The sequence below is a fragment of the Glutamicibacter sp. M10 genome (assembly GCF_025452055.1).
Classification (GTDB): Bacteria; Actinomycetota; Actinomycetes; order Actinomycetales; family Micrococcaceae; genus Glutamicibacter.
The window spans coordinates 2,113,658-2,136,844 of record NZ_CP104918.1; the positions used below are offsets into that span (position 1 = coordinate 2,113,658).

Annotated in this window: 24 protein-coding genes and 1 tRNA gene; 12 read left to right on the forward strand and 13 right to left on the reverse strand. The window is 53.9% G+C overall.

The features are described from left to right. The 3 genes from sufD to N6V40_RS10340 all read left to right on the forward strand — a co-directional run bounded on the left by sufD (position 1) and on the right by N6V40_RS10340 (position 2,456). Positions 1-1,281 (forward strand): Fe-S cluster assembly protein SufD, encoded by a 1,281-nt coding sequence (gene sufD / locus N6V40_RS10330; RefSeq protein ID WP_262197569.1) that lies wholly within the window; start codon positions 1-3, stop codon positions 1,279-1,281. A gap of 61 nt (positions 1,282-1,342) precedes the next feature. Continuing rightward, positions 1,343-2,101: a Fe-S cluster assembly ATPase SufC gene (sufC, locus tag N6V40_RS10335; protein WP_131088401.1), complete on the forward strand. Its 759-nt coding sequence runs from the start codon at positions 1,343-1,345 to the stop codon at positions 2,099-2,101. 10 nt (positions 2,102-2,111) lie between these two features. After that, positions 2,112-2,456: a metal-sulfur cluster assembly factor gene (locus tag N6V40_RS10340; RefSeq protein WP_131088400.1), complete on the forward strand. Its 345-nt coding sequence runs from the start codon at positions 2,112-2,114 to the stop codon at positions 2,454-2,456. A 118-nt stretch (positions 2,457-2,574) separates the two neighbouring features. Here the strand turns inward: N6V40_RS10340 and N6V40_RS10345 are convergent, their stop codons facing one another. The 6 genes from N6V40_RS10345 to N6V40_RS10370 all read right to left on the reverse strand — a co-directional run bounded on the left by N6V40_RS10345 (position 2,575) and on the right by N6V40_RS10370 (position 7,963). Beyond that, positions 2,575-3,738: a thiolase family protein gene (locus tag N6V40_RS10345; RefSeq protein WP_262197571.1), complete on the reverse strand. Its 1,164-nt coding sequence runs from the start codon at positions 3,736-3,738 to the stop codon at positions 2,575-2,577. After that, positions 3,735-5,171, reverse strand: a complete 1,437-nt coding sequence (locus N6V40_RS10350; protein WP_262197572.1) for a class I adenylate-forming enzyme family protein — start codon at positions 5,169-5,171, stop codon at positions 3,735-3,737. The genes N6V40_RS10345 and N6V40_RS10350 overlap by 4 nt, the downstream gene beginning before the upstream one ends. Positions 5,172-5,174: 3 nt before the next feature. Then, complete coding sequence (locus N6V40_RS10355) at positions 5,175-5,753, reverse strand: biotin transporter BioY (protein WP_131088397.1); 579 nt, start codon at positions 5,751-5,753, stop codon at positions 5,175-5,177. A 46-nt stretch (positions 5,754-5,799) separates the two neighbouring features. Further along, the gene (locus tag N6V40_RS10360; RefSeq protein ID WP_165477270.1) at positions 5,800-6,405 is read right to left on the reverse strand and encodes an energy-coupling factor transporter transmembrane component T family protein; all 606 of its coding nucleotides are present in this window, start codon (positions 6,403-6,405) and stop codon (positions 5,800-5,802) included. Then, a complete protein-coding gene (locus N6V40_RS10365) occupies positions 6,402-7,091 on the reverse strand; it encodes an energy-coupling factor ABC transporter ATP-binding protein (RefSeq protein WP_131088395.1) in 690 nt (229 codons plus the stop codon). The genes N6V40_RS10360 and N6V40_RS10365 overlap by 4 nt, the downstream gene beginning before the upstream one ends. 149 nt (positions 7,092-7,240) lie before the next feature. After that, positions 7,241-7,963 carry a LysE family translocator gene (locus tag N6V40_RS10370; protein WP_131088394.1) on the reverse strand — a complete coding sequence of 241 codons (723 nt, stop codon included), beginning with the start codon at positions 7,961-7,963 and terminating at the stop codon, positions 7,241-7,243. A gap of 156 nt (positions 7,964-8,119) precedes the next feature. On the opposite strand from N6V40_RS10370, the gene N6V40_RS10375 reads away from it, so the two are divergent. Beyond that, the gene (locus N6V40_RS10375) at positions 8,120-8,566 is read left to right on the forward strand and encodes an Lrp/AsnC family transcriptional regulator (protein WP_262197574.1); all 447 of its coding nucleotides are present in this window, start codon (positions 8,120-8,122) and stop codon (positions 8,564-8,566) included. A gap of 14 nt (positions 8,567-8,580) precedes the next feature. Here the strand turns inward: N6V40_RS10375 and N6V40_RS10380 are convergent, their stop codons facing one another. Continuing rightward, positions 8,581-9,780 carry an MFS transporter gene (locus N6V40_RS10380; protein WP_131088392.1) on the reverse strand — a complete coding sequence of 400 codons (1,200 nt, stop codon included), beginning with the start codon at positions 9,778-9,780 and terminating at the stop codon, positions 8,581-8,583. Between the two features lie 390 nt (positions 9,781-10,170). Next, positions 10,171-10,244, reverse strand: a tRNA-Arg gene (locus N6V40_RS10385). Positions 10,245-10,601: 357 nt separating this feature from the next. On the opposite strand from N6V40_RS10385, the gene N6V40_RS10390 reads away from it, so the two are divergent. Next, complete coding sequence (locus tag N6V40_RS10390) at positions 10,602-11,051, forward strand: single-stranded DNA-binding protein (RefSeq protein ID WP_165477269.1); 450 nt, start codon at positions 10,602-10,604, stop codon at positions 11,049-11,051. A 113-nt stretch (positions 11,052-11,164) separates the two neighbouring features. Beyond that, on the forward strand, positions 11,165-12,847 hold the full coding sequence (ettA, locus tag N6V40_RS10395; protein WP_131088390.1) for an energy-dependent translational throttle protein EttA: 1,683 nt from the start codon (positions 11,165-11,167) through the stop codon (positions 12,845-12,847). A gap of 71 nt (positions 12,848-12,918) precedes the next feature. On the opposite strand, the gene N6V40_RS10400 is transcribed toward ettA, so the two are convergent. Continuing rightward, positions 12,919-13,425 (reverse strand): flavin reductase family protein, encoded by a 507-nt coding sequence (locus N6V40_RS10400; protein WP_262197576.1) that lies wholly within the window; start codon positions 13,423-13,425, stop codon positions 12,919-12,921. Positions 13,426-13,560: 135 nt separating this feature from the next. Between N6V40_RS10400 and soxR the strand changes: the two genes are divergently transcribed. The 3 genes from soxR (at position 13,561) to N6V40_RS10415 (ending at position 15,848) form a co-directional block, all read left to right on the forward strand. Then, positions 13,561-14,064, forward strand: a complete 504-nt coding sequence (soxR, locus tag N6V40_RS10405) for a redox-sensitive transcriptional activator SoxR (RefSeq protein ID WP_262199722.1) — start codon at positions 13,561-13,563, stop codon at positions 14,062-14,064. A 47-nt stretch (positions 14,065-14,111) separates the two neighbouring features. Beyond that, positions 14,112-14,948, forward strand: coding sequence for an MOSC domain-containing protein (locus N6V40_RS10410; protein ID WP_262197577.1), 837 nt, complete (start codon positions 14,112-14,114; stop codon positions 14,946-14,948). A gap of 225 nt (positions 14,949-15,173) precedes the next feature. Continuing rightward, entirely contained in the window at positions 15,174-15,848 is a 675-nt protein-coding gene (locus tag N6V40_RS10415; protein ID WP_262197578.1) for a flavin reductase family protein, read from the forward strand. Between the two features lie 16 nt (positions 15,849-15,864). Here N6V40_RS10415 and N6V40_RS10420 read toward each other — a convergent pair whose 3' ends face one another. After that, the gene (locus N6V40_RS10420) at positions 15,865-16,758 is read right to left on the reverse strand and encodes an acyl-CoA thioesterase (protein WP_131088386.1); all 894 of its coding nucleotides are present in this window, start codon (positions 16,756-16,758) and stop codon (positions 15,865-15,867) included. Positions 16,759-16,932: 174 nt separating this feature from the next. On the opposite strand from N6V40_RS10420, the gene N6V40_RS10425 reads away from it, so the two are divergent. Beyond that, positions 16,933-17,592, forward strand: coding sequence for a DUF8185 domain-containing protein (locus N6V40_RS10425; protein ID WP_131088385.1), 660 nt, complete (start codon positions 16,933-16,935; stop codon positions 17,590-17,592). 70 nt (positions 17,593-17,662) lie between these two features. Here the strand turns inward: N6V40_RS10425 and N6V40_RS10430 are convergent, their stop codons facing one another. From N6V40_RS10430 to pepN, 3 genes are all read right to left on the reverse strand, one after another. Continuing rightward, positions 17,663-18,163, reverse strand: a complete 501-nt coding sequence (locus N6V40_RS10430) for a globin (protein WP_315973673.1) — start codon at positions 18,161-18,163, stop codon at positions 17,663-17,665. A 9-nt stretch (positions 18,164-18,172) separates the two neighbouring features. Then, positions 18,173-18,649, reverse strand: a complete 477-nt coding sequence (locus N6V40_RS10435; protein WP_131088384.1) for an OsmC family protein — start codon at positions 18,647-18,649, stop codon at positions 18,173-18,175. Positions 18,650-18,740: 91 nt separating this feature from the next. After that, positions 18,741-21,281, reverse strand: a complete 2,541-nt coding sequence (gene pepN, locus N6V40_RS10440; protein ID WP_131088383.1) for an aminopeptidase N — start codon at positions 21,279-21,281, stop codon at positions 18,741-18,743. A 286-nt stretch (positions 21,282-21,567) separates the two neighbouring features. Here pepN and N6V40_RS10445 point away from each other — a divergent pair, with 286 nt between their 5' ends. Together N6V40_RS10445 and N6V40_RS10450 are read left to right on the forward strand one after the other, a co-directional pair. Continuing rightward, positions 21,568-22,041 carry a ribose-5-phosphate isomerase gene (locus tag N6V40_RS10445; protein WP_131088382.1) on the forward strand — a complete coding sequence of 158 codons (474 nt, stop codon included), beginning with the start codon at positions 21,568-21,570 and terminating at the stop codon, positions 22,039-22,041. Positions 22,042-22,043: 2 nt separating this feature from the next. Continuing rightward, positions 22,044-23,024 (forward strand): Fpg/Nei family DNA glycosylase, encoded by a 981-nt coding sequence (locus tag N6V40_RS10450; RefSeq protein ID WP_131088381.1) that lies wholly within the window; start codon positions 22,044-22,046, stop codon positions 23,022-23,024. The last annotated feature ends 163 nt before the right edge of the window (positions 23,025-23,187 follow it).

Below are 23,187 nucleotides of genomic sequence, written 5' to 3' on the forward strand. Positions count from 1 at the left end.
ATGTCGGAGACCACCACCCACATCCCAGATGAGAAGGTGCGCATTGGCGCTCCATCCATTCCTGGTTTCACCGAAGAGGGCGAAGATCTTTCGCCGATCAACGATAATGACAGCTCGCCACTAGGCGGTGCCTCCACCAAGGCACACAGCCACGGTGGCGGAGTTGCTGCTCCGGATTCTTCGCGTGCCGGTCGTTTGACCAGCACCAACGTTGAGGATTTCGCAAAGCTGACCGGTCGTGAAGAAGACTGGCGTTTCACCCCTTTGAAGCGACTTAAGGGCCTGCACAGTGATGACCTCACTGGCGCAGCTCCAAAGGTTGCACTCACCGGAAATGACATCGCCAAGCTTTCGGTTGTGTCTGCAGATGATTCCCTCAACGGTGTAGCGCATACTCCGGATGATCGCGTTTCAGCCAATGCTTGGAAGTTCGCTTCCGAGACTCAGGTTGTGACCATTCCGAAGAATGCTGAAGGCGCTAACGCTAGCCTTCGCATCACCGGCGAATCGTTGGTTCCTGCCGCTCAGCACCTGATCATTGTTGCTGAAGAAAACTCAGAAGCTACCGTGATCTTGGATCACGTTGGCTCGGCAGTACTGGCACAGAACATCGAATTTGATGTTCGCGCCAACGCCCGTTTGACTGTGATTTCACTGCAGGCTTGGGAAGATGACGCAGTACACGCTTCCTCGCAGCAGGCACTGGTTGCCCAGGGCGCTAAGTTCAAGCACATCGTTGTTTCCTTCGGTGGCGACTTGGTTCGTGTGAACCCATCGGCTCGCTTCACCGGCGAACGTGCGGAAGTTGAGCTTTACGGCCTGTACTTCGCAGATCCCGGCCAGCACCTTGAGCACCGTCTGTTCGTCGACCACGCAGTTCCTAACTGCAAGTCGAACGTTCTTTACAAGGGCGCGCTGCAGGGCAAGGACGCACACACTGTTTGGGTTGGCGACGTGCTGATCCAGAAGGAAGCTGTGGGTACCGATTCCTACGAAGCTAACCGCAACTTGGTTCTGACCGACGGCGCTCGCGCTGACTCGGTTCCAAACCTGGAAATCGAAACTGGTTTGATCGATGGTGCTGGACACGCATCGACCACCGGTCGCTTCGATGATGAGCACCTCTTCTACCTGATGGCTCGCGGTATCGACGAAAAGACCGCACGCCGCTTGGTAGTCCGTGGCTTCCTGAACGAAATCGTTCAGCAAATCGGCGACGAAGCTCTCCAGGAGCGACTGACCGACACCATCGAAGAAGAATTGGCTGCTACCGAGCACTAGGTAGTACTCGCTTCACCAGCTTTTTAGCCTTAGAGCTTTTTAGAAAGAAACGGAACGACGTATGTCTACTCTGGAAATCAAAGACCTGCACGTCTCTATTGACACCGAGCAGGGCGAGAAAGAAATTCTCAAGGGTGTAACCCTGAGCATCAAGACCGGCGAGACCCACGCAATTATGGGTCCTAACGGTTCGGGTAAGTCGACCTTGGCTTCGACCATCGCTGGCCACCCACGCTACAACGTCACCTCCGGCTCCATCACCCTCGACGGTGAAAACGTGCTGGAAATGAGCGTTGACGAGCGCGCTAAGGCTGGCCTGTTCTTGGCTATGCAGTACCCAGTTGAGGTACCAGGCGTAACCATGACCAACTTCCTGCGTACCGCTAAGACCGCAATCGACGGAGAAGCTCCGAAGCTGCGTACTTGGACCAAGGACGTCAAGGAAGCTATGGGCAAGCTCAAGATTGACGCCGACTTCGCTGGTCGTAACGTCAACGAAGGCTTCTCCGGTGGCGAGAAGAAGCGTGTTGAGATCCTTCAGCTGGAACTGTTCAAGCCTAAGTTCGCCATTCTCGACGAGACCGACTCGGGCTTGGACGTTGACGCACTGAAGATCGTATCTGAGGGCGTGAACCGCGCACAGGATGAGAACAACATGGGTACGTTGTTGATCACCCACTACACTCGCATCCTGCGTTACATCAAGCCTGACTTCGTTCACGTGTTTGTCGACGGTCACGTTGCTGAACAGGGCGGCCCGGAGCTTGCTGACCGTCTGGAAGACGAAGGCTACGACCGCTACCTGAACGTCAAGGCCTAAAGGTATTTCAATGACTGAATCAACCGAGCAGAGCGTAGGAGCCGTTTCGACTCCTCTGGAAGATGTTGAGGAAGCACTTAAGGACGTTATTGACCCGGAACTGGGTGTTAATATCGTTGACTTGGGGCTGCTCTACGGTTTGAAGTACGCAGAAGATGGCGTGCTAATTCTTGATCTCACGTTGACCACCGCAGCTTGCCCGCTCACCGACATTATCGAGGAGCAGGTTTCAAAGGCGTTGGAGAACATCGTTGATGATCACCGTCTGAATTGGGTTTGGATGCCACCTTGGGGTCCAGAACGCATCACCGATGACGGTCGCGATCAGATGCGAGCCCTTGGGTTCAACATCTAATTTCGACCCCTAAAACGCGAGTCGCTACAGATCCGAAAAGATCCGTAGCGACTCGCGTTTTTTGTTTGAGTTAGAGACTGTGCTGAAAATACGGGTTACTGTACGACGCGAGTAGAGATCAATTGATGACTGTTTCAAACCCGATGGCGCTACCTGTGCCGCCGGCCGCAGCCATCAATGCGAAAGCCCGTTGCCCAGACAGATTCATTCGCCGTGCTTGAGAAAATAGCCGCGTGACTAGAACAGCTCCACTAGCGCCGTAGGGGTGCCCAATTGCTAAGGCTCCGCCTTCTCGATTGACTGACTCGGGAGCGATCCCCAATTGGTCAAGACAGGCCAGCGCTTGGACGGCGAAGGCTTCATTAAACTCAATCAGCGGCTCGTACTGCTGTGGTGCGTGCTCCAGAAGCTTTGAAAGTTTTTGATAGGCAGGTGCAGCGGCCATCCCCAAAATTTCAGGATCACATCCGGCAGAGGACGATGCGAGATAACGCAGGGCAAACTGCGGCTGCAGCTTCTCAATAACCTTCTTGCTGACCAAGAGCACAGCGCTTGCCCCGTCATTGATCGGGCAAGAATTTCCTGCCGTCACGCTTCCGCCTTCCACAAAAGCGGGTTTGAGCGTAGCCAGCTTCTTGGCACTGAGCGTGGATCTAGGACACGTGTCTTCCTCGATGAGTCCAGAGGCGGTCTTCACTGGAACTAGTTCATCGCGAAAGACGCCATCCACCGCAGCTTGCACTGCGCGTTGGTGGCTTTGCAAGGCAAAGGCATCCTGCCGAGCCCGACTCACACCGAATCGTGCAGCAATGTTTTCTGCAGCGGTACCCATGTCTGGATCGGGGTCTGGAAACGGAGTGAATCTTGCTCGTGAATAGAGTCTTGGCGGCGAGATGGAAGACGTCTGCTTTTCGACCCGCCAGGGCGCGGTGCTGACCGATTCCACACCACCAGCAAGTACAACCTGAGCCTCGCCACAACGAATCATGCGTGCGCCGGCTGCAATGGCCTCTAACGCGCTAGCGCACTGTGCATCCAGAGATGTAGCTCCAACTGATGAAGGTAGGCTCGAAGCGAGCGCCGCGACGCGCGCAATATTGCCGCCCGGTCCTGCGGCATTTCCAACGAACACGTGATCAACGCTCGCCGGCGACACTCCACAGCGTTCGAGCAGGGCATCAAAAACCGGTGCCAAAAGTTGTTCGGCGTTTGTGCGGGCGTACTCTTTACCTGCCCTAACGATCGGCGTGCGTAGTGCATTAATGACAAAGGCGTCAGTCATCGTAGTCGCAATCTTTGTAGGAATTCTTTGGAGCCTTCGCCCAGATGCAATAGGGTCGCCTTGCCGCTGAAAGTTTGCGGCCAACGGCTCATGAATATGACTTCGTGGGGGATTTTGTAGGTGGGCAGGAATTCTCCGAGCTCGGATAAGAGGTCCTGGCCATCAACAGGTGTGGAGCAGACGAAGGCGACGAGGCGTTCATTTCCGTCACTGCCCTGGACCTGGATCTTTATCTGAGGCAATCCGACTCGGACAAAAGCCTGTTCTATTTCTTGGACGTAGATGTTGTTGCCGTGCAGATTCAGCATTCCGTCACCGCGCCGCAAGAAAGTTATCTCGCGATTACCCGATACCTTTGCCATGTCGCAGATGCTTGTCGAAGTGTGGCATCTGGCCATGGGTGGGGCGGTCTCGGCCAAGTAATCAATCGCGTTAAACGGACTTTGAACAAATACGCGTCCCGTGCCAGTGTGTAGATCCTTGTCGTGCAGGTGAACTTCTACCTCTGGGAACAATGTCCCAACGAAGTTGTTGGAAGCCATACCTCCGGGGACGCGTTTCGCATAGGCAATCAGACTGTGTTCGCTGCTCCCAAAGTATTCAACGCAGTGCCTCACGGAGACAAGACTATGTAATTGGTTCACGACTACGGGACGTAGTGATTCTCCGCCGCTAACCACGCAGGTCACGTGGCCAAGCAGGTTGGCATCTATGCTGTTGAGCATCAGTTCCAGAATGGTGGGAACGCTGACAATTCTGTTGCACCTGAAGCGCTTGAGAAGCGTGCGGGTTCCGTCCACATTCCATCGACCGGTGCCCACGAATGTTCCACCGGTGTGTAAGGATTCCACCAGCGAGTACAGTCCGAGACCATGGGATATTGGACCGGGAGAAAGCGTGATCGAAGCTGAGGTTGCTCCCAATATGTCTGCACCGGAAGCTATGGATGTGGTCCAGGATTCAGCGGTCCTGACAATTGCCTTGGGTCGTGATGTTGTACCCGAAGTGCAGATGATCAGTAGTTCACGTTTGGGTGAATTGGCACGGGTGATCCGTGGGCCAGTTGAACCACTCTGGGGGAGTGGAACCAGCTTGAAGGTGTCGGCATCAAGACATTCCGGTAAGTCCTGGGAGATCAGATGGGTACACTGAAGCAGATTGATCATTGAACGCAGGAGCGCTTCAGGCCAAGCTGGGTCGAGCACTACTAAGGTCTTGCCCGCCAGCGCAGTTCCTTGGAAGCCGACAGCCATCTGAACGGGGTCGCTGGTCAGTATTCCAATTCGTTGATTTGGAACAGCATCCAGCGTTGTAGCCAGTTGCTGGGCGTAGTCGGCTAGCTGAGAATAGGTCAGCTGGCCGACGGTAGAAGCAACGGCTAGATGATCGGGGCGTTGTTGGGACCAATGATTCAGAGCGGTCCAGTAATCCATGGCTTACTTCATCAGCCCACGGTAACTACGGTGCACGGTTAGGGCCACCAAGGTGGTCACGACTGCCTTGAACAGATCGCCAGGTAGGAACGCCGCTGAACCAAGCAGCGAGGTGCCTAGGTCCAGTCCGGTAACCATTGCAGTCCAAGGGACACCACAGAGATAGATGCCTCCGATGCCGCCGGCGATCACGGAGAGTAATCCTGCAAAGAACTGGGCCGTCTTGCCGGTAATCCGCAACACCCAGTACTTGAACAGTGCACCGATGATCAGGGACCCTAGAATCCATCCCAAGAGGTATCCGCCGGTTGGGCCCAAGAATACGCCGAACCCGCCACGTCCTCCGGCGAGCAAGGGCAACCCAGCCAAGGCCAGAACAACGACGACTAGTGAAGCCATAGCACCACGCCATGGACCGAGCAACGCTCCGGCCAACATGACTCCGAGAGTTTGCAACGTGATCGGCACGGGGATGATTCCAAGCGTGATCGGAGGAAGCAAACCCATGGCGGCGATCATCGCGGCGAAGACGGCAATGTAGACAGTGTTCTTGGTTTGTGAGGTGGAAGTTGAAGAAGTCATAGATTTTCCTAGGGAGAGCAAGAGTAAGGGAGTAATCGGTGTGAAGCTAGCGCCGTGTCGGTGCCGAATCGTAGCCGCGGGCATCGAGTGCCTCCGCAGTTTCGTCTGCGATTTTTAGTGAACGTACGACCAGTGGGACCGTGACGGCCAGCGGGTTGTTAGCCAAGCCCCGAGCATGTTGCGCTTCTCGGACCTCAATGTAGACCTTTTTCAATTCAGGAATGAAGCGAATAGTCATTGAGAGAGCCAATGCGATTTGATCTGGATTTCCGCCCACGTAGCGTAGTGGCGAGGCAACTTGCTGAAAGAGTTCCAGCATCTCTGAAAAGCGCGTGGTGAGACTGACCGAATAAGCCAATAGACACATGGTCAACAGGCGTAGAACCGAGCGAAGAGCGTTTAGCCAGTCCGTTTGTATCCCTAGCAGGATAAAAACGACACCAAGAATGATGGTGATGGAGATCAATGGTCCGCGAAGGAATTTCATTGGTACACGTGCGGAGGCCAGCAAGAACACACTGAGCACGAATGCCACCAGCAGGACCTGCCACGAAGTAATCATGTAGAGCGCGATGCTCAGTACCAGCAGGCTTCCAAACTTCCATCCGGGCTTTATGCGCGAAAGGTACGAGGTATTGTGAGCCGCGATCATGCGTGACTCCATGCCCGGTAGTGGTCGATTGCGGCATCGGCGGGCCCGTCGAACGCAATGTGTCCATCGGTCACGACGAGCACACGTTCAAAGTCTTCGAGGATTTCCAGGTCATGGGTAATCACGATGGCTCTTTGTGAGAGCCTGGATACTTCGCGTTGAAAGCCAAGCCTGTTGCGCAAGTCGAGCATGGTTGTTGGCTCATCAAAAACGATGGTCCGAGGGCGCATCGCTAGGACTGAAGCCAGTGCCACCATTTGTTGCTCGCCACCGGAGAGCGTATGGCTTTCACGATCTGAGAGGTGGGAGATGTTCAGCTCGGACAAGGTTTCCGCGACGCGTTGCTGCCGCTCATTTTTACTCATCCCCAGGTTCTTTAGCCCAAAAGCAATATCTTCGGAGACGATCGGCATGATGATTTGATTGGCGGGATTCTGAAAAACAAATCCCACTTGACGCCTGATCTGCTTGGAGTGTTGCGTGGTGTTCAGCTCGCCGATATGAACCGAACCTTGGGTGGGAAGCACCAGTCCGTTGAGCAACCGTGACAACGTGCTTTTGCCGGCGCCGTTGGCGCCAATGATGCCAATTCGCTGTTCGTTCAGGGTGAGACTGACGTCTGTCAAAACGTCTCTGTCCTCATATCGAACAGTGACGTTCTCGATGCGGATTGGGGGTAGTTCCACAAAAGCTCCAGCGTGATGCTCTGAGCCAAACCGAACTTGCACGTCATTGTGGCGTTGGTCTGACTAACGGATCGGATGGTTGAAATACCATCGATAAAGAGCATACTTGATCACTGTTCAATTGTCTTGATCAGCGTTCAATAAATTAGCTATGCGACAAAAAATTGTTCGTAGATCAAGCCAAGCGCGAGGCACACCATAATGACACCCGAGCATAATGTGACGCCCCGAGCTACCTTTGGACGTGAGCGCAACAACGCCCTTGCTGCCATCGCGACGCTGAAGTAGACAACAATCGAAACGCCCACATGTGTTAGACCGTAGGTGGCGGTCTGAACGGAGATTGGCGCTGTTGCTGAGGTGTCCAGGTACTGCGGAATCAAGGCAACGTAGAGTAGTAACGCTTTGGGATTTGTTCCACTGGTCAGTAGGCCACGCAGGTACGGGCTTCGTGAAGTTATGGAACCTTTGGGCTTGGACATGACCGCAACGGAACCCTCGCTCAGCGGTGTGCGACTTTCTGCTGGTACAAAATCTGCAGAGTTGACGCTAGAAGGACTGGAAGCCTCGGCTGGATCATAAAACTTCGCACGTTTGAATGACGCCAGCGTGGAGATGCCGAGCCAGAGTAGGTAGAAGGAGCCGGCAACGGTTAACCACATCAAAGCAGTTGGTGAACTGGCGACCAAAGCTGCGATTCCGCAAACCAACAGTGCCGTGTGCAAAAGGTAGCCGGAGATGAGACCCCAGATTGCTGGCCGGTAGCTGCGCTGGCCGAGGGCTGCCGAAATGATGTATGCCCAATCGGCTCCTGGGGTGCACGCCAAAGTAACTGAGACTAGGAGAAATCCTGCAATTTGAGCGAGGTCCATAAGTCCGTCTCCTAGGTATCAATCAGCGTTGAATCAACCATAGGAAATTTCACTCAAAATGTGTTTGCTGATTTTTGGGAGGAATCCGAACTTTGTGCAAGAAAAGCGTACTTTCTGACGAGTTGGCGCAAACTATTTGTGCGCTACGCTGGCATCATGGACAAATTGGATCGCGCGATACTCGCTGAACTGCAGATTGACGGTCGAATCAGCGCAACGGCGTTGGCCACAAAGATTGGTCTGTCCGTAGCTCCGTGCCATCGACGTATTCGTGAGCTTGAGCGAACCGGAATCATTACGGGATATCAAGCCGTGATCGCTGCAGATCGGGTTGGTCTAGGTTTTGAAGCGCTCGTGTTTGTCACGCTCAAGGATCGTGCGCAGCTCAAAGATTTTGAGCTAGCCGTCGAAAAGGTGGATCTCATCGTTGACGCGCAACGACTTTTTGGTGAACCTGACTTTTTGCTCCGAGTTTTTGCCGAAGACCTCAGTCATTACCAGCGCGTTTATGACGATGTCTTGGTCGGACTACCTGGGGTTGAGAAGCTCACCAGTACCATCGTGATGCGTAACATCAAAGAGCGCGCCGTTATCCCTGTCTAGTTGCGCGAAGAGCTCTAGCGCGGGCGTCGGCTGACTCGGGGAGTCAGTAGAAGTGACATCACCAAGACGATCGCACAGATCCAGAGTGCTTGAGGCAGTCCGGTGCTGTCGACGATGAGTCCAATGAGTGGCGGGCCGCCAAGCATTGCACCATATCCGAAGGCGCTGATAATGCTTACAGCCTTGGGGCCCAGGCGTTCACTCCTGGAAGCTGCGATACTCATGCCGACGGGGAAGCCCAAAGAACTGCCAAGTCCCCACATTGCCGAACCCAAACCGATGAGATACGGATTGGCTCCGATGATGAACAGGCAAACGCCAACTAGTCCGATAGATCCCATGAACAGCAACGTGTTCTTGTGCCCAAGTCGGTCTACGAGCTGACCGCCAACAAAACGGCCCAACGTCATAGCCCCCACGAACAGCGTAAACATGAGCGCACCGTCCTGGTGCTTCAACCCGTGGCCGTCCACGGTGGCAACGGCTATCCAGTCGTTGGCAGCACCCTCTGCGAAGCTCAGCCCGGCAACCATCAGACCCAAGAGCATAAGTAGTCCGAGCTTGCGTGGTGGTGCCGAGGACTGCGCAGATTTCTCTTTGGCACGGTTTGCGAAGTTCTCGTTTTCCCACGAGGACAGTCCAAGATGGGCGACAAATGCCAACACGAGAATGGCTACGGATACAACACTGAAATGCCAGATACTCGGGATGTGCAGTGCGATCGATGCTGTTGCCACGCCGGCTCCCAACAACGAGCCTAGGCTGAAGTAACCGTGTAGCGAGGGCATGATGCTCCGCCCGAGTTCACGTTCAATTCGTGCACCGCTGACGTTCATCATGATGTCGAGGCAACCAAAAATGATGCCGTTGATAAACAAGGCAATGTAGGCCAGTGCCGTACTTTGAGTGATTGAGATGGCGATGCCGAGTATCGGAAGGCAAAGCGCAAGCCCCAGAGGCAGAGAACACAAGAGTCGTTTTGTGGGAACGTATCGACTGATGGTTGGGATGATTGCCAAGCCAATAAGTGTTCCGACGGTCATGCAAAGCAGGAACGAGCCGAGACCTAACCCGGAAAATCCTAGTACTGCATCAATAATCGAAAGCCGGCCGGCCCACGAAGCGAAGGAAAGTCCTGCAAGCAGGAATATTAGGTTGATACTGGTGCGCTCAGAGGGGACGAGCCGCTCTCGGATGGCGACCGGTTGAATCATGAGAAAATGTTGCCTCTCGGTTTCTATATTCCCTAGAGTTTATCGCAAAATTCGCCGCTAAGTTACCGTTCAGTTGCCCCATGTTTTGATTCAGCGAGGATGCGTGGCTCCTGTTAAGCGCGCGCACAGGAAACTGGCTGATCTCAGGCCATCAGGCGACAAAACTTATGAAGCTAGAAGGCGATAGTTGCCCCTACGCGAGTCTTCAATTATTGCCAAATGAGGGCAGGGAATCGGTGCCGGAACATGCCGTGAGCCCTGTCTAGCAACTGCTAGACGCCAGGTTTTTCGAACGCTGTCCCATGGACTAAACCTGTCTAGCGAAGCAGGTATTCTCTCCACAAGAAAAACCGCTGCTCACTTATTTTCAAAGTGAACAGCGGTTAAATGTGCCCCCGACCGGATTCGAACCGGTGACCTAGAGATTAGAAGGCTCTTGCTCTATCCAGCTGAGCTACGGAGGCTTAGCCGAAAAATAGTTTAGCTCATTGCCTACTAAAAATACGACTTGAGGCTACTAGGGGAAGTCATCCATTTCCGCCTAATCAGGCAAGGTTATTTCAATTGACCAAAATCTCGGCCTACTTAACTGCAACGGCGTCTTCGCGATTCTAGGCACATCGCCTAGATCGGTGAGCCAGCCACTTCTAGTTCGAACGTCGCCGAAGCAGAACTTGGATCACCTCGGGCAACAAGGAGGGGCGATTGACTGGGTATCCACAATTCGCGGTCGTCGCTCTCTTGGGTAATCGAGCAGGCAGCACCATGAGGACTAACGCCGGGAACAGTCCTCGGTGTCCGGATTATAAGGAGTGGGTCCAGTGAGCGATCTAGTGACTATCCGTGCCATCGTTGGCACGGATCCGCAGTTGACCATTACCCAAAAAGGAGTTTCTGTTCTGAAGTTCCGAGCTGCTACTCACGAAAGGAAGCGAGATCTTGAATCAGGCCAATGGGTTGACGGGCCAACTAACTGGTATTCAATCTCGGCTTTTCGAGGCTTGGCGGAGAACACCATGGAGTCACTGGCCCAAGGTGATCATGTGGTGATTTTCGGCAAGCTGCAGATCAGAGAATTCGAGAGAGCAGATGGTACGCGCGGAACAAGCGCCGATGTCGAAGCCTTCAGCGTTGGTCACGATCTTCGTTTTGGAACAAGCACCTTCACAAGAGTCCGTACGGACACCTCAGAAATTGAACGAGTATCGCATTCTGAATCTCAAACGGACGCAGATGCGAGTTGGCCAAAAGACCAGGGTCAAGCGGCCTGAATATTCATTGTTGGGTGGTGCTTGGCTCACTTAAGTGAATCCGAGCACCACCAAGCCAAAATAGTTGAGTTCGGATTCGGTTTTGCCCCCTATCACCGACTAGCCTTAACAACATGGCGGAATTCATTTATACGATGACCAAGGCTCGCAAGGCCGTTGGTGACAAAGTCATCCTTGACGATGTCAGCATGTCGTTCTTCCCAGGCGCCAAAATTGGTGTTGTGGGACCGAACGGTGCTGGTAAGTCAACGATCTTGAAGATCATGGCGGGTATCGACACCCCGTCCAACGGTGAAGCGCGGCTTTCACCAGGATATTCGGTGGGCATCCTGCTTCAGGAGCCACCACTAAACGAAGAAAAGACCGTCCTGGGCAACGTCCAGGAAGGCGTAGGAGAGATCTACGAAAAGATCACTCGCTTCAACGAGATTTCCGAAGAGATGGCTCAAGAAGGTGCTGATTTCGACACCCTTCTTGAAGAAATGGGCAAGCTCCAAGAAGCTATCGACGCGGCCGATGCATGGGATATCGACAACCAGCTAGAACAGGCAATGGATGCATTGCGTTGCCCACCTGGCGATGAGTTGGTAACCCACCTCTCCGGTGGTGAGCGTCGTCGTGTTGCTCTTTGTAAGCTATTGCTGCAGAAGCCAGACCTGTTGCTGCTCGATGAGCCTACTAACCACTTGGACGCCGAGTCCGTACTTTGGCTGGAGCAGCACCTAGCTGCTTACCCAGGCGCAGTATTGGCAGTTACTCACGACCGTTACTTCCTCGACCACGTCGCCGAGTGGATTTGTGAAGTTGACCGAGGCCGTCTGCACCCATACGAGGGCAACTACTCCACTTACCTGGAGAAGAAGCGCGAGCGTATGGAAGTTCAGGGCAAAAAGGATCAGAAGCTTGCTAAGCGTCTGGCCGAAGAACTCGAATGGGTTCGCTCGAACGCGAAGGGACGTCAGACCAAGTCGAAGGCTCGTCTGGCTCGATATGAAGAAATGGCTGCGGAAGCTGAGCGCACCCGCAAGCTTGACTTTGAAGAGATCCAGATTCCACCTGGCCCACGTTTGGGTCAGCTTGTTATTGAGGCCAACGACCTCAAGAAGGGTTTCGGCGAACGTGTATTGATCGACGGACTATCCTTCTCGTTGCCTCGTAACGGCATCGTTGGTGTCATCGGTCCGAACGGTGTTGGTAAGTCAACTCTTTTCAAGACCATTGTTGGCATGGAAGAACTAGACGCTGGTTCGCTGAAGATTGGCGATACCGTCAAGATCTCGTACGTTGACCAGAACCGCGAAAACATTGATCCGACGAAGTCCCTGTGGGAAGTTGTGTCGGATGGCATGGACTACATCCAAGTTGGACAGGTTGAAATGCCTTCTCGCGCTTACGTCTCGGCCTTCGGTTTCAAGGGCCCAGACCAGCAGAAGAAGGCCGGCGTGCTTTCCGGTGGTGAGCGCAACCGTCTGAACTTGGCATTGACCCTGAAGCAGGGTGGCAACCTCTTGCTTCTCGATGAGCCAACTAACGACTTGGACGTTGAGACCCTTTCCTCATTGGAAAATGCTTTGCTTGATTTCCCAGGCTGTGCCGTCGTGGTCTCGCACGATCGTTGGTTCCTGGACCGAGTGGCAACCCACATCTTGTCCTACGAGGGCACCGAAGAGAACCCATCGAACTGGTACTGGTTCGAGGGCAACTTCGAGTCCTACGAAGCGAACAAGGTTGAGCGCCTGGGCGCCGATGCAGCTAAGCCTCATCGCGTGACTCACCGTCGACTGACTCGCGACTAGGAAGTTATACAGCAATGGCCGCCACTTTTGTGGCGGCCATTGCTGTATAACGAAGAAGTTCAGTAGTCGAGCTATTGCCGCGACGTCGAAGCGTTCAGGAATTCTGAGATACGCAGGTACTCCCGATTTTGGTGGAGCAAATGTTGTTCTGAAAGCCCATGAAGAATCTCGTGAACTTCCGCCGCGATTAGTCGTGACCCGCCTACGCTGACCGATGAGTGAAGCGTGGCGCGGAAGGCTACGGGCGCATCGATGAAATGCGGTTCACCCGTAGGCAAGATACGAAATTTTTGCTCAGGCGTGAAACGCGGGGCTCCCGGTCGGGCGAAGTTGGTGGCCAATTCGTCCTGCTGTTCGCCGAGCATGTGAATGACGAAGCTGGAAGCGGCAAGGACCGCGCCGGCAGCTCCTGACTCTTTGGCTAGCGAAAATGAAACGGCTACCGGCTCAATGGACAAGGAAGCCAAGGAAGAAATAGTCAATCCGTAGGGAACGTCATCTACCGTTGCGGTAATAAGTGCGACACCAGCTGGATGGTGGCGGAACGCCGTACGAAAATCATCTGACAATTGACTCATCCAGAGGCTCCTTTGCCTGAACCCGAGAAATAAGGTTCAGCAGCTGATGTGGAAGTTTTACAGGCTCCCACCAACGATATTGATTACTTCCACACTAAGACCTCAAGTAAACTTGAGGTCAAGGAGGGAGTCGTGATGATTCGCACAACAAGTCCGCAGGAACCTTCAGAAGAGCTACCCGCGCAAGAATTGCTCACCATCGGACAGGTCAGCGACCGTACCGGAGTTGCCCGCTCAGCCCTTCACTATTACGAAGAGGTTGGGCTCATCTCGTCATTACGCACAGGCGGAAACCAACGTAGATACCCAAGGCATCTGCTTCGGCGGATCTCACTCATTACCGTAGGCCGGCAACTGGGCATTGCGCTCAAAGACATCAAGCACGCTTTAGCCCCAGTACCTATGAGTCGTGTCCCGTCGGAAACGGACTGGCTCAGGGCCACCGAACAGTGGAAACAGGTATTGGCAGCTCGTCGCAGGGCAATCGAGGAGCTAGAAAATCGGCTTATGGGATGCATCGGATGCGGGTGCCTCTCGATGCAAGCTTGTGGGCTGCTTAACCCCGAAGATCAACTGTCTAAGGATGGATCAGGGGCCAGAAGGCTGGAGGTAATCGAAGGAGCTGAACAGGACGACTGATCTTCACGATGTGGTTGAGACCTGACGAGATTTACTAGACTGAATCCATGAAGATTGCTCAGCTATTTCGTTTTCCGATCAAGGGCTTGCCCGGCGAAGCAATCGACGCTGGCGCTGTCAGCGTTGGCAGTGGAATACGCGGCGATCGCAGTATCGCATTCACGAACGGAACGGTTGAGGTTCTTGATGGACAGTGGGGCAGCTGCCACAGCTTCACCATACTAAAAAACAATAAAAACCTGCAAAAATGGTCTGTGGAATCCAACCCTCCATTTATTACCGTCGCAGCGCCAGATCAAGTGAATGCGTCTTCACTGACATTCGACTCGTCAACGCCTGACGGCGTGGCGGAACTTGGCGCGTACTTGTCAGCGCATCTTCCGACTCAGGGTGCCATCGAGCGCCGAGCAGTATCTATGCCGAAGGGAATGTTCGATTCTCAACGTTCGGGCATTTCCATCATTAATCCCAGGACAGTCGAGCGTCTATCGGTCGCGGGGCAGATTGAGATGGACCCGCGCAGATACCGCGGCAATATATTAGTGGAAGGACTCCCGGCCTTTGCAGAATTTGGACTCATCGGCAAGGTAATACGCATTGGCGAGGCAAGGATTGCAATAACCAAGTCGATTGAGCGGTGTTCGGCCACATCGGTGAATCCGGAAACCACTGAAGTGGATATCAATGGGCCACGGTTGCTTGCCACGCACTTTGGTCATTTGCATTGCGGTATCTACGGAACGGTTCTCGAGCCCGGAACGCTTGAAGTGGGCGACGAGATTAAGATTGAAATGCCAAGCGAGGATATTTCAAACCTAGTTCCCGCGAAGCGTTCGCCTCGATATGCGACAGTCCAAAAACCACCAAGGTCTCTTCAGACCTAGTCGAAATTACTTTGAGCGACACATTCGGTTGGTTCAAGGAGCACGACGAGGCTGGAACGTATCTTAGGGTTCACTTCTCGGATCCTGCTTGGCGAAACTACACGGTCACCGCCGTTGACGAGCAGAGACGTCACCATAGCCGTAAGGATTCAAGGAGCAGTCTCTGCGAAACTGTCGCAACTTGAACCAGGAGAACAACTACTGATATCTGGACCCTACGGGTCGGTGACTGCTGCCAAGGTGCTGCGAGAGTGCACGGCCTTGGTCTCAGCGGGAATTGGGATCACCCCTGTTCTTGGGCTGCTACGTGATCATGAAGCTGCCGCGCAGGTACAGGATCTCCGACTGGTGCACGTTGAGCGTGGCGCCCCGAACGCGCTGTTCTCGGAGGCAAGAGCACTAGCTGGCCGAGGGAATGCTGCGCCTACGGTTCAATATTTTGATAGCACCGTGGCACGTCCGAATCCTGAAGACATCGCCCGCGTAGTCGCAGGCTGTGACAGCGTGGTGATTTGTGGACCTCAATCGTTCACGCAGATGGCTCAGGAGATCTGTCGAGCCGAAGGTATCGAACCGCAGAACATTCACTGCGAGGCCTTTGTCTCACCGCACAAAGATTTCAGCGAGCTATTTCAAGACTTCGCTAACGCAGAGATCAATTGTTTTGACTCTGGAAAACACTTTGAGTGGCAACCAGAACAAGGTGTACTTCTGGATGCGTTGCAGGCTCAAGGGATCGACGCTCCAAGCTCATGCCAAGCCGGATCCTGCGGTCAATGCGCGGTCAAGCTGCTCAAGGGGAGCGTGAGCTATCCGATGGAGCCCAGCGCCACGATACCTGACGGTCACGTTCTAACGTGCGTAGCCGTACCAAGGGAGAACGTGGAGCTGGACATCTAGGAAGCCAAAGCCAAGATTATTTCTTGGTCCCAAATTCCGGAAGCCGGACCATGCCTTCTTGCGCGACTGTTGCTACGAGCTGACCATCGCGGTTGAAGAATTGCCCGGTGCCAAGTCCTCGTGCCGAGGAAGCCGAAGGGGAGTGGAGGACGTAGAGCAGCCACTCATCAACTCGGAAGTCCCTGTGCCACCACATGGCATGGTCTAGGCTAGCGATGCTCAACCCGGGATGGATCCAGGCTAGTCCATGTGCCTTGAGAATTGGTTCGAGCAGCATGTAGTCGCTGGCGTACGCCAACGCTGCACGGTGCATCGTCGGATCGTCTGGCATCGCCGAAGTCGTCCGCAACCAGACTGCCGTATCGGCACCACGAGTCTCGTCGCCGGAAAGGTAGATGGGCTCGGAGACATGACGAACGTCGAATGGGCGTTCAAAAGCCCATTCCCGGGCTACAGGATGATCCAGATGACCCACAAGTTCAGCTGTGGTTGGCAGGGATTCTGGATCAGGTGCGTTCAGCGGTGCTGGGTCATGATGCTCTAAACCCTGCGCTGGTTCTTGGAACGAGGCGATCATCGAAAGGATGGGATCGCCGTTCTGGTAGGCATGAACTCGGCGTGCGGAGAATGAACGACCATCGCGCAGGCGCTGTACCCCGAAGGTAATGGTCTGCTCAGGGTCGCCGGGGCGAAGGAAATATCCGTGCAAAGAGTGGATAGCGCGAGTGGAATCTACGGTGCGCGATGCGGCCATGACAGATTGAGCCAATACCTGGCCACCGAATACGCGTTTCCGGTTCTGTTTGGGCATGCGACCGACAAAGATATCTTCGTCGGTTCGGGCCTGATTTTCCCCATCCAGATTTAGCAAGTCCAGTAGTGCCTGAGTGGTACCAAGGTCTCCGGTCACGGCATAAACTCCTTGAAGTTCTTTGTAGTGCAGATCTTTACCCAATGTTACTTGAAGGTACCCTCTTCATTGGGCGGACCTGCTTGTACGTAAACTATACGATTACCTGACCAGACTTCACGCCATGAGCTAATTCGTGGAAATTGGGCATGCTCGTCGTGAGAACATTAATCCATGGCAAGCGACGTACTGATTTTTGACGATGTAAATTCCGTCAGTGACCTTTCGAACTTTATTAGTCGAGCCAAGACTATTGAAGATGACGCGGCGCTATTTGTTGCCCGAGGAACCGCGCTGGCCGTTTACGTACCTGTTCTAGTTCCTGCTGAATTGGGCCAGGGTCAATACACCGTTCTAGGCATGCGCGTACACCGGCTGGCTCAGCCGGCTGAGCTAGATGCGAGTTACTCATTGTCTTCAGTGCAGGATCGACTGGCAAGAATGGGGGATAGTTCGGTCGAATTCACCGTGCCACCGGTCGAAGCTACAGCTCGTTGGGCCGGCATTTCTGTGCCGATGTCGCAGTGGGAAGACTCAGGCTCTATTGCCGATGCTGACCTATCCCGGGCCGCCCAAACCGGAATTGATGCAGTTGCTCAAGCGCTGCCAGAGAATCCGGGAAAGCCTGTCATCTCGCAAATTCGCCAACGTGTATGGTCCTCCGAAATTGAGGGACAAGATTCACCCTTGCCACTGGGCGCGGCCTTTGCGATGCATGCGTTGGGCTTCCTGACCAAAGATGGACAGAGCCGAATATTGCGCAGGGGTAGTTGGTACCGCGTGAGCAACGGACGTGGGCACGCGGTAATGCGCCAGTCCTCGTTACTGGGTTAGATCCTCGAAGTTTAAACTAATGGTCTGAAACCAATATTGGTTTCAGACCATTAGTTTTTGAAGCTCCGGATTAGTCCGGTGTATTCAGCATTGAGTGTGCAGCGCGTTCGAAGTAATCTCGAAGCGTCTCAGCGTGCAGTGGAGGCAGGTCCAACTGATCAATGGCCTTGTTCATATGGCCCATCCACACATCGCGGTAGTGCGAGTTTACGATGAAGTTACCATGGCGCATTCGTAGGCGCGGGTGTCCGCGGTGCTCCGAATATGTAGTCGGGCCACCCCAGTATTGTTCAAGGAACAACTGAAGCCGTACCTGTGCTGGATGCAGATCCTTTTCCGGGTACATGGTGCGGAAGTCTTCATCCTGAGCTACAGAATCATAGAAATTCTTGGTCAATTTTGCGAATACTTCTCGGCCGCCTACCTCGTGGTAAAACGTTCCCGGGTACAAAGATGCGTCTACATGTTGCTCTGCTAGGTCAAGAAACTCTTGGCTTGATGCACCTAAAACGAGAGGTTTGCTGAAAGGATCCTGCTTAACGCTGTGCGGGATTTGCGGGTTTTCACTCATATTCATTCCTCAAGAATTGCTTGGCAGGACCGGTTCATGAAGTACCGGGAAGTTAACAGACCTAGCAATGAAACAAACTTTGTTGGCTTGTTCATGCAGTGAGTTCGCGAGTTCGCGCTGAGATTCATCAGCCAGTCTGACCGCGGGCTTCAGAACTGCTTGCGTGAATTCGCCACTGTTATCAGCATTCAGGCGCAAAGTACCTTGCGCGGTGTCGGTGTAGCCAATAACTTTCAAGCCGTTATTCACCGCAATGTGTAGATACGAAAGCATGTGGCATTGACTCAATGCTGCAAGCAGTAATTGCTCTGGATTCCACCGGTCCTTGTCGCCATGGAAGGTCGGGTCGGCCGTTCCTGGTAGATCTGGAAGACCCGGCGAGCTGACAATATGGTCCCGTCCATAGCTTCGGTAGCTATCAGTTCCAGTTCCGCGGTTGCCGGTCCATTCGAGGCTGACGCGATACTCATGATGCGAAAGATCCATGAAATTATTGTCGCATCTTTAACCAAATGGGGATGCACACATGAGCTTTGAGAGCTCAGCGTGCATCCCCACCTATAGTTCAGCGGTTGTTTTAGAAATCTGCCTGGCGTGCAGCTAGAGCGCGTCGGACATCAGCAGCGGACTCGGTCAACAAGCGGCGTAGTGCTGGATGCTTGTCGCCCAAAGATTCCAAGAAGGCCTGCGTCGTGTCCAAGGTAGCCTGTGACACCTGCGAGCTTGGGTAGAAGCCCAGCACGATCTGCTTAGCCATTTCGTGGGAGAAGTTTTCCCACGCATGGACCAACAATGCGAAGTACTTCTCACCGTATTCAGCGATCAGGGACTTGTCATGAGTGTTGTTGAACCCTGCGATGACGGCGCTTTGCTGATCATTGGACAGCTTCGCTGCGGTTGCCGCTTCAAAGGCTTTGGCCTTGGCTTCTGCTGTTGGGCGTGAAGCTCGGGCGGTGTACCAAGAGGCCTTACCCTTTGCGGTGTCGTCCGTGGCAAGAACTGCATCAATTTGTTCATCGGACAAACGTCCACCGGCACTCAGCGCGATGGTCAAAGACCACTTCAAATCGGTATCAATGACCAGACCGTCCAGTGTCTTGGATCCGTCGAACAGGCTTTGAACTGTATCGAGCTGTTCAGCGCTACGGGAACGGTGCGCAAAGGCCTTGGCAAACTGCAACTGGGCATCTGAACCGGCCTGAGCTTCAGTGGCCAGCTGCCACAAACGATCCGCAGCCTGAATCGAGAGCTCACTGCTATTTTCTGGGGTCACATAGCTATCCAGTGAGGTGTTCAGCTGGCGCAAGAGCACCATGATGACGGACGAGTCAAACTCGTGCCCGATGTTGTTCAGAAGCAACTGGACGTAGGTGCTGGCAGGGGATTCAGCATCACGCACGGAGTCCCACGCAGCGGACCAAACTAGGGTACGAGGCAGGGACTCTTGGAAGTCCTTGAGGTGCTCGGTTGCGGTCGCTAGTGAGCGTTCATCCAGACGAATCTTCGCGTACGTCAGATCATCATCGTTGAGCAGCACCAAGTCAGGCTGAGCGAGCCCAACCAAAGACGAAACCGGGGTCGAGGCACCCGAGATGTCTAGTTCTTCTCGGTGCACATGCTGCAAAGATCCATTTTCGTCAAGGCTGTAGAACCCAACCGCAAGTCGGTGCTGACGCAGGGTTGGGTAGTCGGAAATTGCACTTTGAAGGATGCTGAAGTCGGTGATGATGCCAGTATCATCGGTGCTGATCTGTGCAGTAAGCGTGTTGACACCTGCAGTCTCAAGCCACTGTGCGCCCCAGCCGCTGAGATCGCGACCGCTGGAGGCTTCAAGCTCGGAGAGCAAATCAGGAAGCTCCGTGTTAGACCATGCGTGCTTAGCAAAGTACTGGCGCACGCCTGCCATGAATTCTTCCTGGCCGACAAACGCAACAAGCTGACGCAGGACGCTGGCACCCTTGGCGTAGGTGATGCCATCAAAGTTGACCTCAACATCTTCGAGATCGTTGATTGGTGCCACAATCGGGTGAGTAGAAGGCAACTGATCCTGGCGGTAAGCCCAGTTCTTCTCCAAGGTATTGAACGTGGTCCACGCGCTAGTGAACTCGGTGTTCTGAGCCGCAGCCAAGGTCGACATGAATTCGGCGAAGGACTCATTGAGCCACAGGTCGTTCCACCATTTCATGGTGACGAGGTCGCCAAACCACATGTGCGCCAATTCGTGCAACACGGTGATGGCACGGCGTTCTACCATCGCTCCGGTTGGACGAGAACGGAACACATATTCTTCAAGGAAGGTTACAGCGCCGGCATTTTCCATGGCACCTGCGTTGAATTCAGGCACGAACAGCTGGTCGTACTTCTCAAATGGGTAAGGGGTGCCGAAGTTCTTTTCGTAGAACTCGAAACCTTGACGGGTGATCGTCACGATATTTTCGACGTCCAGGTATTCCATCATGGATGCGCGAGCAAAAACGCCGAGTTCAACGGTACGTCCGCTAGAGGAGACCAGCGAGTCACGGGCTACTTGGTAGGGGCCAGCGATAAGCGCGGTGATGTAGCAGGAAATTCGCTGAGTCGGGGCAAAGGCCCAAGTCGCCGCTTCGCCCTGCTCTTGTGGAGCTGGGGTTGGAGCATTGGAAACAACGTTCCAGTACTTCGGCGCGGTCACCGTGAACTGGAAGGTCGCCTTAAGGTCTGGCTGCTCGAACACGGCGAACATGCGACGGCAATCGGCAACTTCAAACTGGGTATAGAGGTAAACCTCTTGGTCCACTGGGTCGACGAAGCGGTGTAGCCCTTCGCCGGTGTTCATGTACAGCGCGTCTGCATCAATAACCAGGACGTTTTGCTCGGCAAGGTTGGGAAGCTGAATGCGGATGCCATCGGAATGGGTTGCTGGATCTAGCTCGACCCCATTGAGGTTGATCGAGCGCACATTGTCGGTGACAGCATCAATGAAAGTTGAAGCACCTTCGGTAGCGCTAAATCGTACCGTGGTTTTGGACGTGAATACCCGCTCACCGCGGGTGAGGTCCAGGCTAACCTCGTAGCTGTCGACGTTGAGCAGTCGTGCGCGTTCGGTTGCCTCAGCGCGGGTGAGGTTCATTCCTGGCATTGGGTCTCCAGTTCTTGATGAAGTGTGCGTCCGAGACAGTTATGAAACGGATACTGAATATTTGTATATTGTGTCACTTCTGGCGGGGTGTAAAGCAAGTCATCTCTGGAACAATTTACGCAAATGCCCCATATCGCCTAGAAACCTGGTGGCTTGAGTCTCAATCCGTGAGAAATCCTGCCGATATTACTGCCAGATCATCGGAACATGGCAAGGAGCTCATCGGACCTCGCTAAGCTGTATAGGAAAGTAAATGACCCCTCCAAGCTAAAAGAGGCCACAGACTATGCGCGTGCATATTGCTACAGACCATGCCGGATTAGAGCTCAGCGACTACTTGGTGAAGTACTTGACTGGCAAAGGCTATGAAATGGTCAACCATGGTCCAGAGTCGTACGATCCTGAGGATGACTACCCTGCGTTCTGCATCAACGCTGCCAAGGCCGTAGTCAAGGAACAGCGCGAAGGATTGGATTCCCTAGGCATCGTTCTTGGTGGCTCCGGCAACGGTGAGCAGATTGCGGCAAACAAGGTTGAAGGCATTCGTGCCGCCTTGGCCTGGAACTTGGATACCGCCAAGTTGGCGCGTGAGCACAACGATGCCAACGTAATTGCCGTTGGCGGACGCCAGCACTCGGTTGAAGAAGCCGCAGAACTAATCGAAGCTTTCTTGGCTGAGCCGTTTAGCGATGCAGAACGCCACGTACGACGAATCGGCAAGATTGCCTCGTACGAAACCACTGGCGAGGTTATTGACTAGTCGTGCCTGAAGGCCACTCCCTGCACCGACTTGCCCGCCAATTTGACGACGTCTTTGGTGGGCAAGTGGTGCACGTTTCTTCTCCGCAGGGCAGGTTCGCATCTGATGCAGCGCGTATCGATGGCTACGAACTAGAAGTCGCCTTTGCCAAGGGGAAGCAATTGTTCTGTCGCTTCTCCAATGACTTGTACCTCAGAGTTCATCTCGGACTCTACGGTGCGTTTAGCTTTGGGGGAGACGAACACTTCAGCGGTGCTTCTTCCATTGGCGCACCTCGGAAGATTGGCGAGACGGAAACGCGCTCAGAAGTTTGCGCGAGGCAGTATCTTGGACCACCGGAACCTGTGGGTGCAGTCCGAGCGCGGATTGTTTCTGAGCACGGTTGGGCTGATCTGCGAGGACCGACTGCTTGCGAGGTGCTTGAATATCCGCAGGTTCAGAAACATCTAAATAACTTGGGACCGGATCCGCTAGCCCGTGCGGCAAATGAATTTCGGGCCACCAAGTCAGCTGAAGCGCTGCTGGACTCGGACACCGTATTAGCCAGTGGCTACTCTGAGTTTCGGGAGAACCTCTCGAAGACCAAAACGCCCATTGCTGTCGCTTTAATGAATCAAAGCCTGATTAGCGGGGTTGGCAATATCTACCGTGCCGAGTCGTTGTTCCGCAACCGCATCGCCCCCGAGCTACCTGCCAATCAGCTGTCTTCGCAAAAAGCTCGAAAGCTCTGGTACGACATAGTCGCGATCATGGAAGACGGTGTGCGTGATGGAAAAATCATCACGACCTACCCCGAAGATCGACAAGCCGGAATTCCCCTTTGGCCCGATAACGCGTACTACGTATATCAACGCCAGGGACTCGGATGCCGTCGCTGCAGCGGCAACATTGCTTTGACTGAGGTTGCCGCCAGGAAACTTTATTGGTGCCCGAGATGCCAGAAAATGCCGAGAAAGAATTTAGCTCAGTATTGGACGACTTAGGTTGATGAGACGAGCAGAATAGTTTTTCTTCGCCGTGTCGGCGTGTATTGCTTTGAGATGCACAATTCAGATGCTATTCGAGTGCCTCCAAGTGAGAACGGGAATCCCCGATTTGCAAAGCGCATCTTTTATGGTCTAGACTCAATCTTGTTCGAAGCGAGAA

Excerpts from the sequence above, each read along its gene's own strand:
- N6V40_RS10410 (WP_262197577.1), top strand. The coding sequence starts at position 14,112 with ATGAAGATTGCTCAGCTATTTCGTTTTCCGATCAAGGGCTTGCCCGGC.
- ettA (WP_131088390.1), top strand. The coding sequence starts at position 11,165 with ATGGCGGAATTCATTTATACGATGACCAAGGCTCGCAAGGCCGTTGGT.
- N6V40_RS10345 (WP_262197571.1), bottom strand. The coding sequence starts at position 3,738 with ATGACTGACGCCTTTGTCATTAATGCACTACGCACGCCGATCGTTAGG.
- N6V40_RS10370 (WP_131088394.1), bottom strand. The coding sequence starts at position 7,963 with ATGGACCTCGCTCAAATTGCAGGATTTCTCCTAGTCTCAGTTACTTTG.
- sufD (WP_262197569.1), top strand. The coding sequence starts at position 1 with ATGTCGGAGACCACCACCCACATCCCAGATGAGAAGGTGCGCATTGGC.
- soxR (WP_262199722.1), top strand. The coding sequence starts at position 13,561 with ATGATTCGCACAACAAGTCCGCAGGAACCTTCAGAAGAGCTACCCGCG.
- N6V40_RS10340 (WP_131088400.1), top strand. The coding sequence starts at position 2,112 with ATGACTGAATCAACCGAGCAGAGCGTAGGAGCCGTTTCGACTCCTCTG.
- N6V40_RS10400 (WP_262197576.1), bottom strand. The coding sequence starts at position 13,425 with ATGAGTCAATTGTCAGATGATTTTCGTACGGCGTTCCGCCACCATCCA.
- N6V40_RS10425 (WP_131088385.1), top strand. The coding sequence starts at position 16,933 with ATGGCAAGCGACGTACTGATTTTTGACGATGTAAATTCCGTCAGTGAC.
- N6V40_RS10430 (WP_315973673.1), bottom strand. The coding sequence starts at position 18,163 with ATGAGTGAAAACCCGCAAATCCCGCACAGCGTTAAGCAGGATCCTTTC.
- pepN (WP_131088383.1), bottom strand. The coding sequence starts at position 21,281 with ATGCCAGGAATGAACCTCACCCGCGCTGAGGCAACCGAACGCGCACGA.
- N6V40_RS10360 (WP_165477270.1), bottom strand. The coding sequence starts at position 6,405 with ATGATCGCGGCTCACAATACCTCGTACCTTTCGCGCATAAAGCCCGGA.
- N6V40_RS10380 (WP_131088392.1), bottom strand. The coding sequence starts at position 9,780 with ATGATTCAACCGGTCGCCATCCGAGAGCGGCTCGTCCCCTCTGAGCGC.
- N6V40_RS10375 (WP_262197574.1), top strand. The coding sequence starts at position 8,120 with ATGGACAAATTGGATCGCGCGATACTCGCTGAACTGCAGATTGACGGT.
- N6V40_RS10350 (WP_262197572.1), bottom strand. The coding sequence starts at position 5,171 with ATGGATTACTGGACCGCTCTGAATCATTGGTCCCAACAACGCCCCGAT.
- N6V40_RS10355 (WP_131088397.1), bottom strand. The coding sequence starts at position 5,753 with ATGACTTCTTCAACTTCCACCTCACAAACCAAGAACACTGTCTACATT.
- sufC (WP_131088401.1), top strand. The coding sequence starts at position 1,343 with ATGTCTACTCTGGAAATCAAAGACCTGCACGTCTCTATTGACACCGAG.
- N6V40_RS10445 (WP_131088382.1), top strand. The coding sequence starts at position 21,568 with ATGCGCGTGCATATTGCTACAGACCATGCCGGATTAGAGCTCAGCGAC.
- N6V40_RS10435 (WP_131088384.1), bottom strand. The coding sequence starts at position 18,649 with ATGGATCTTTCGCATCATGAGTATCGCGTCAGCCTCGAATGGACCGGC.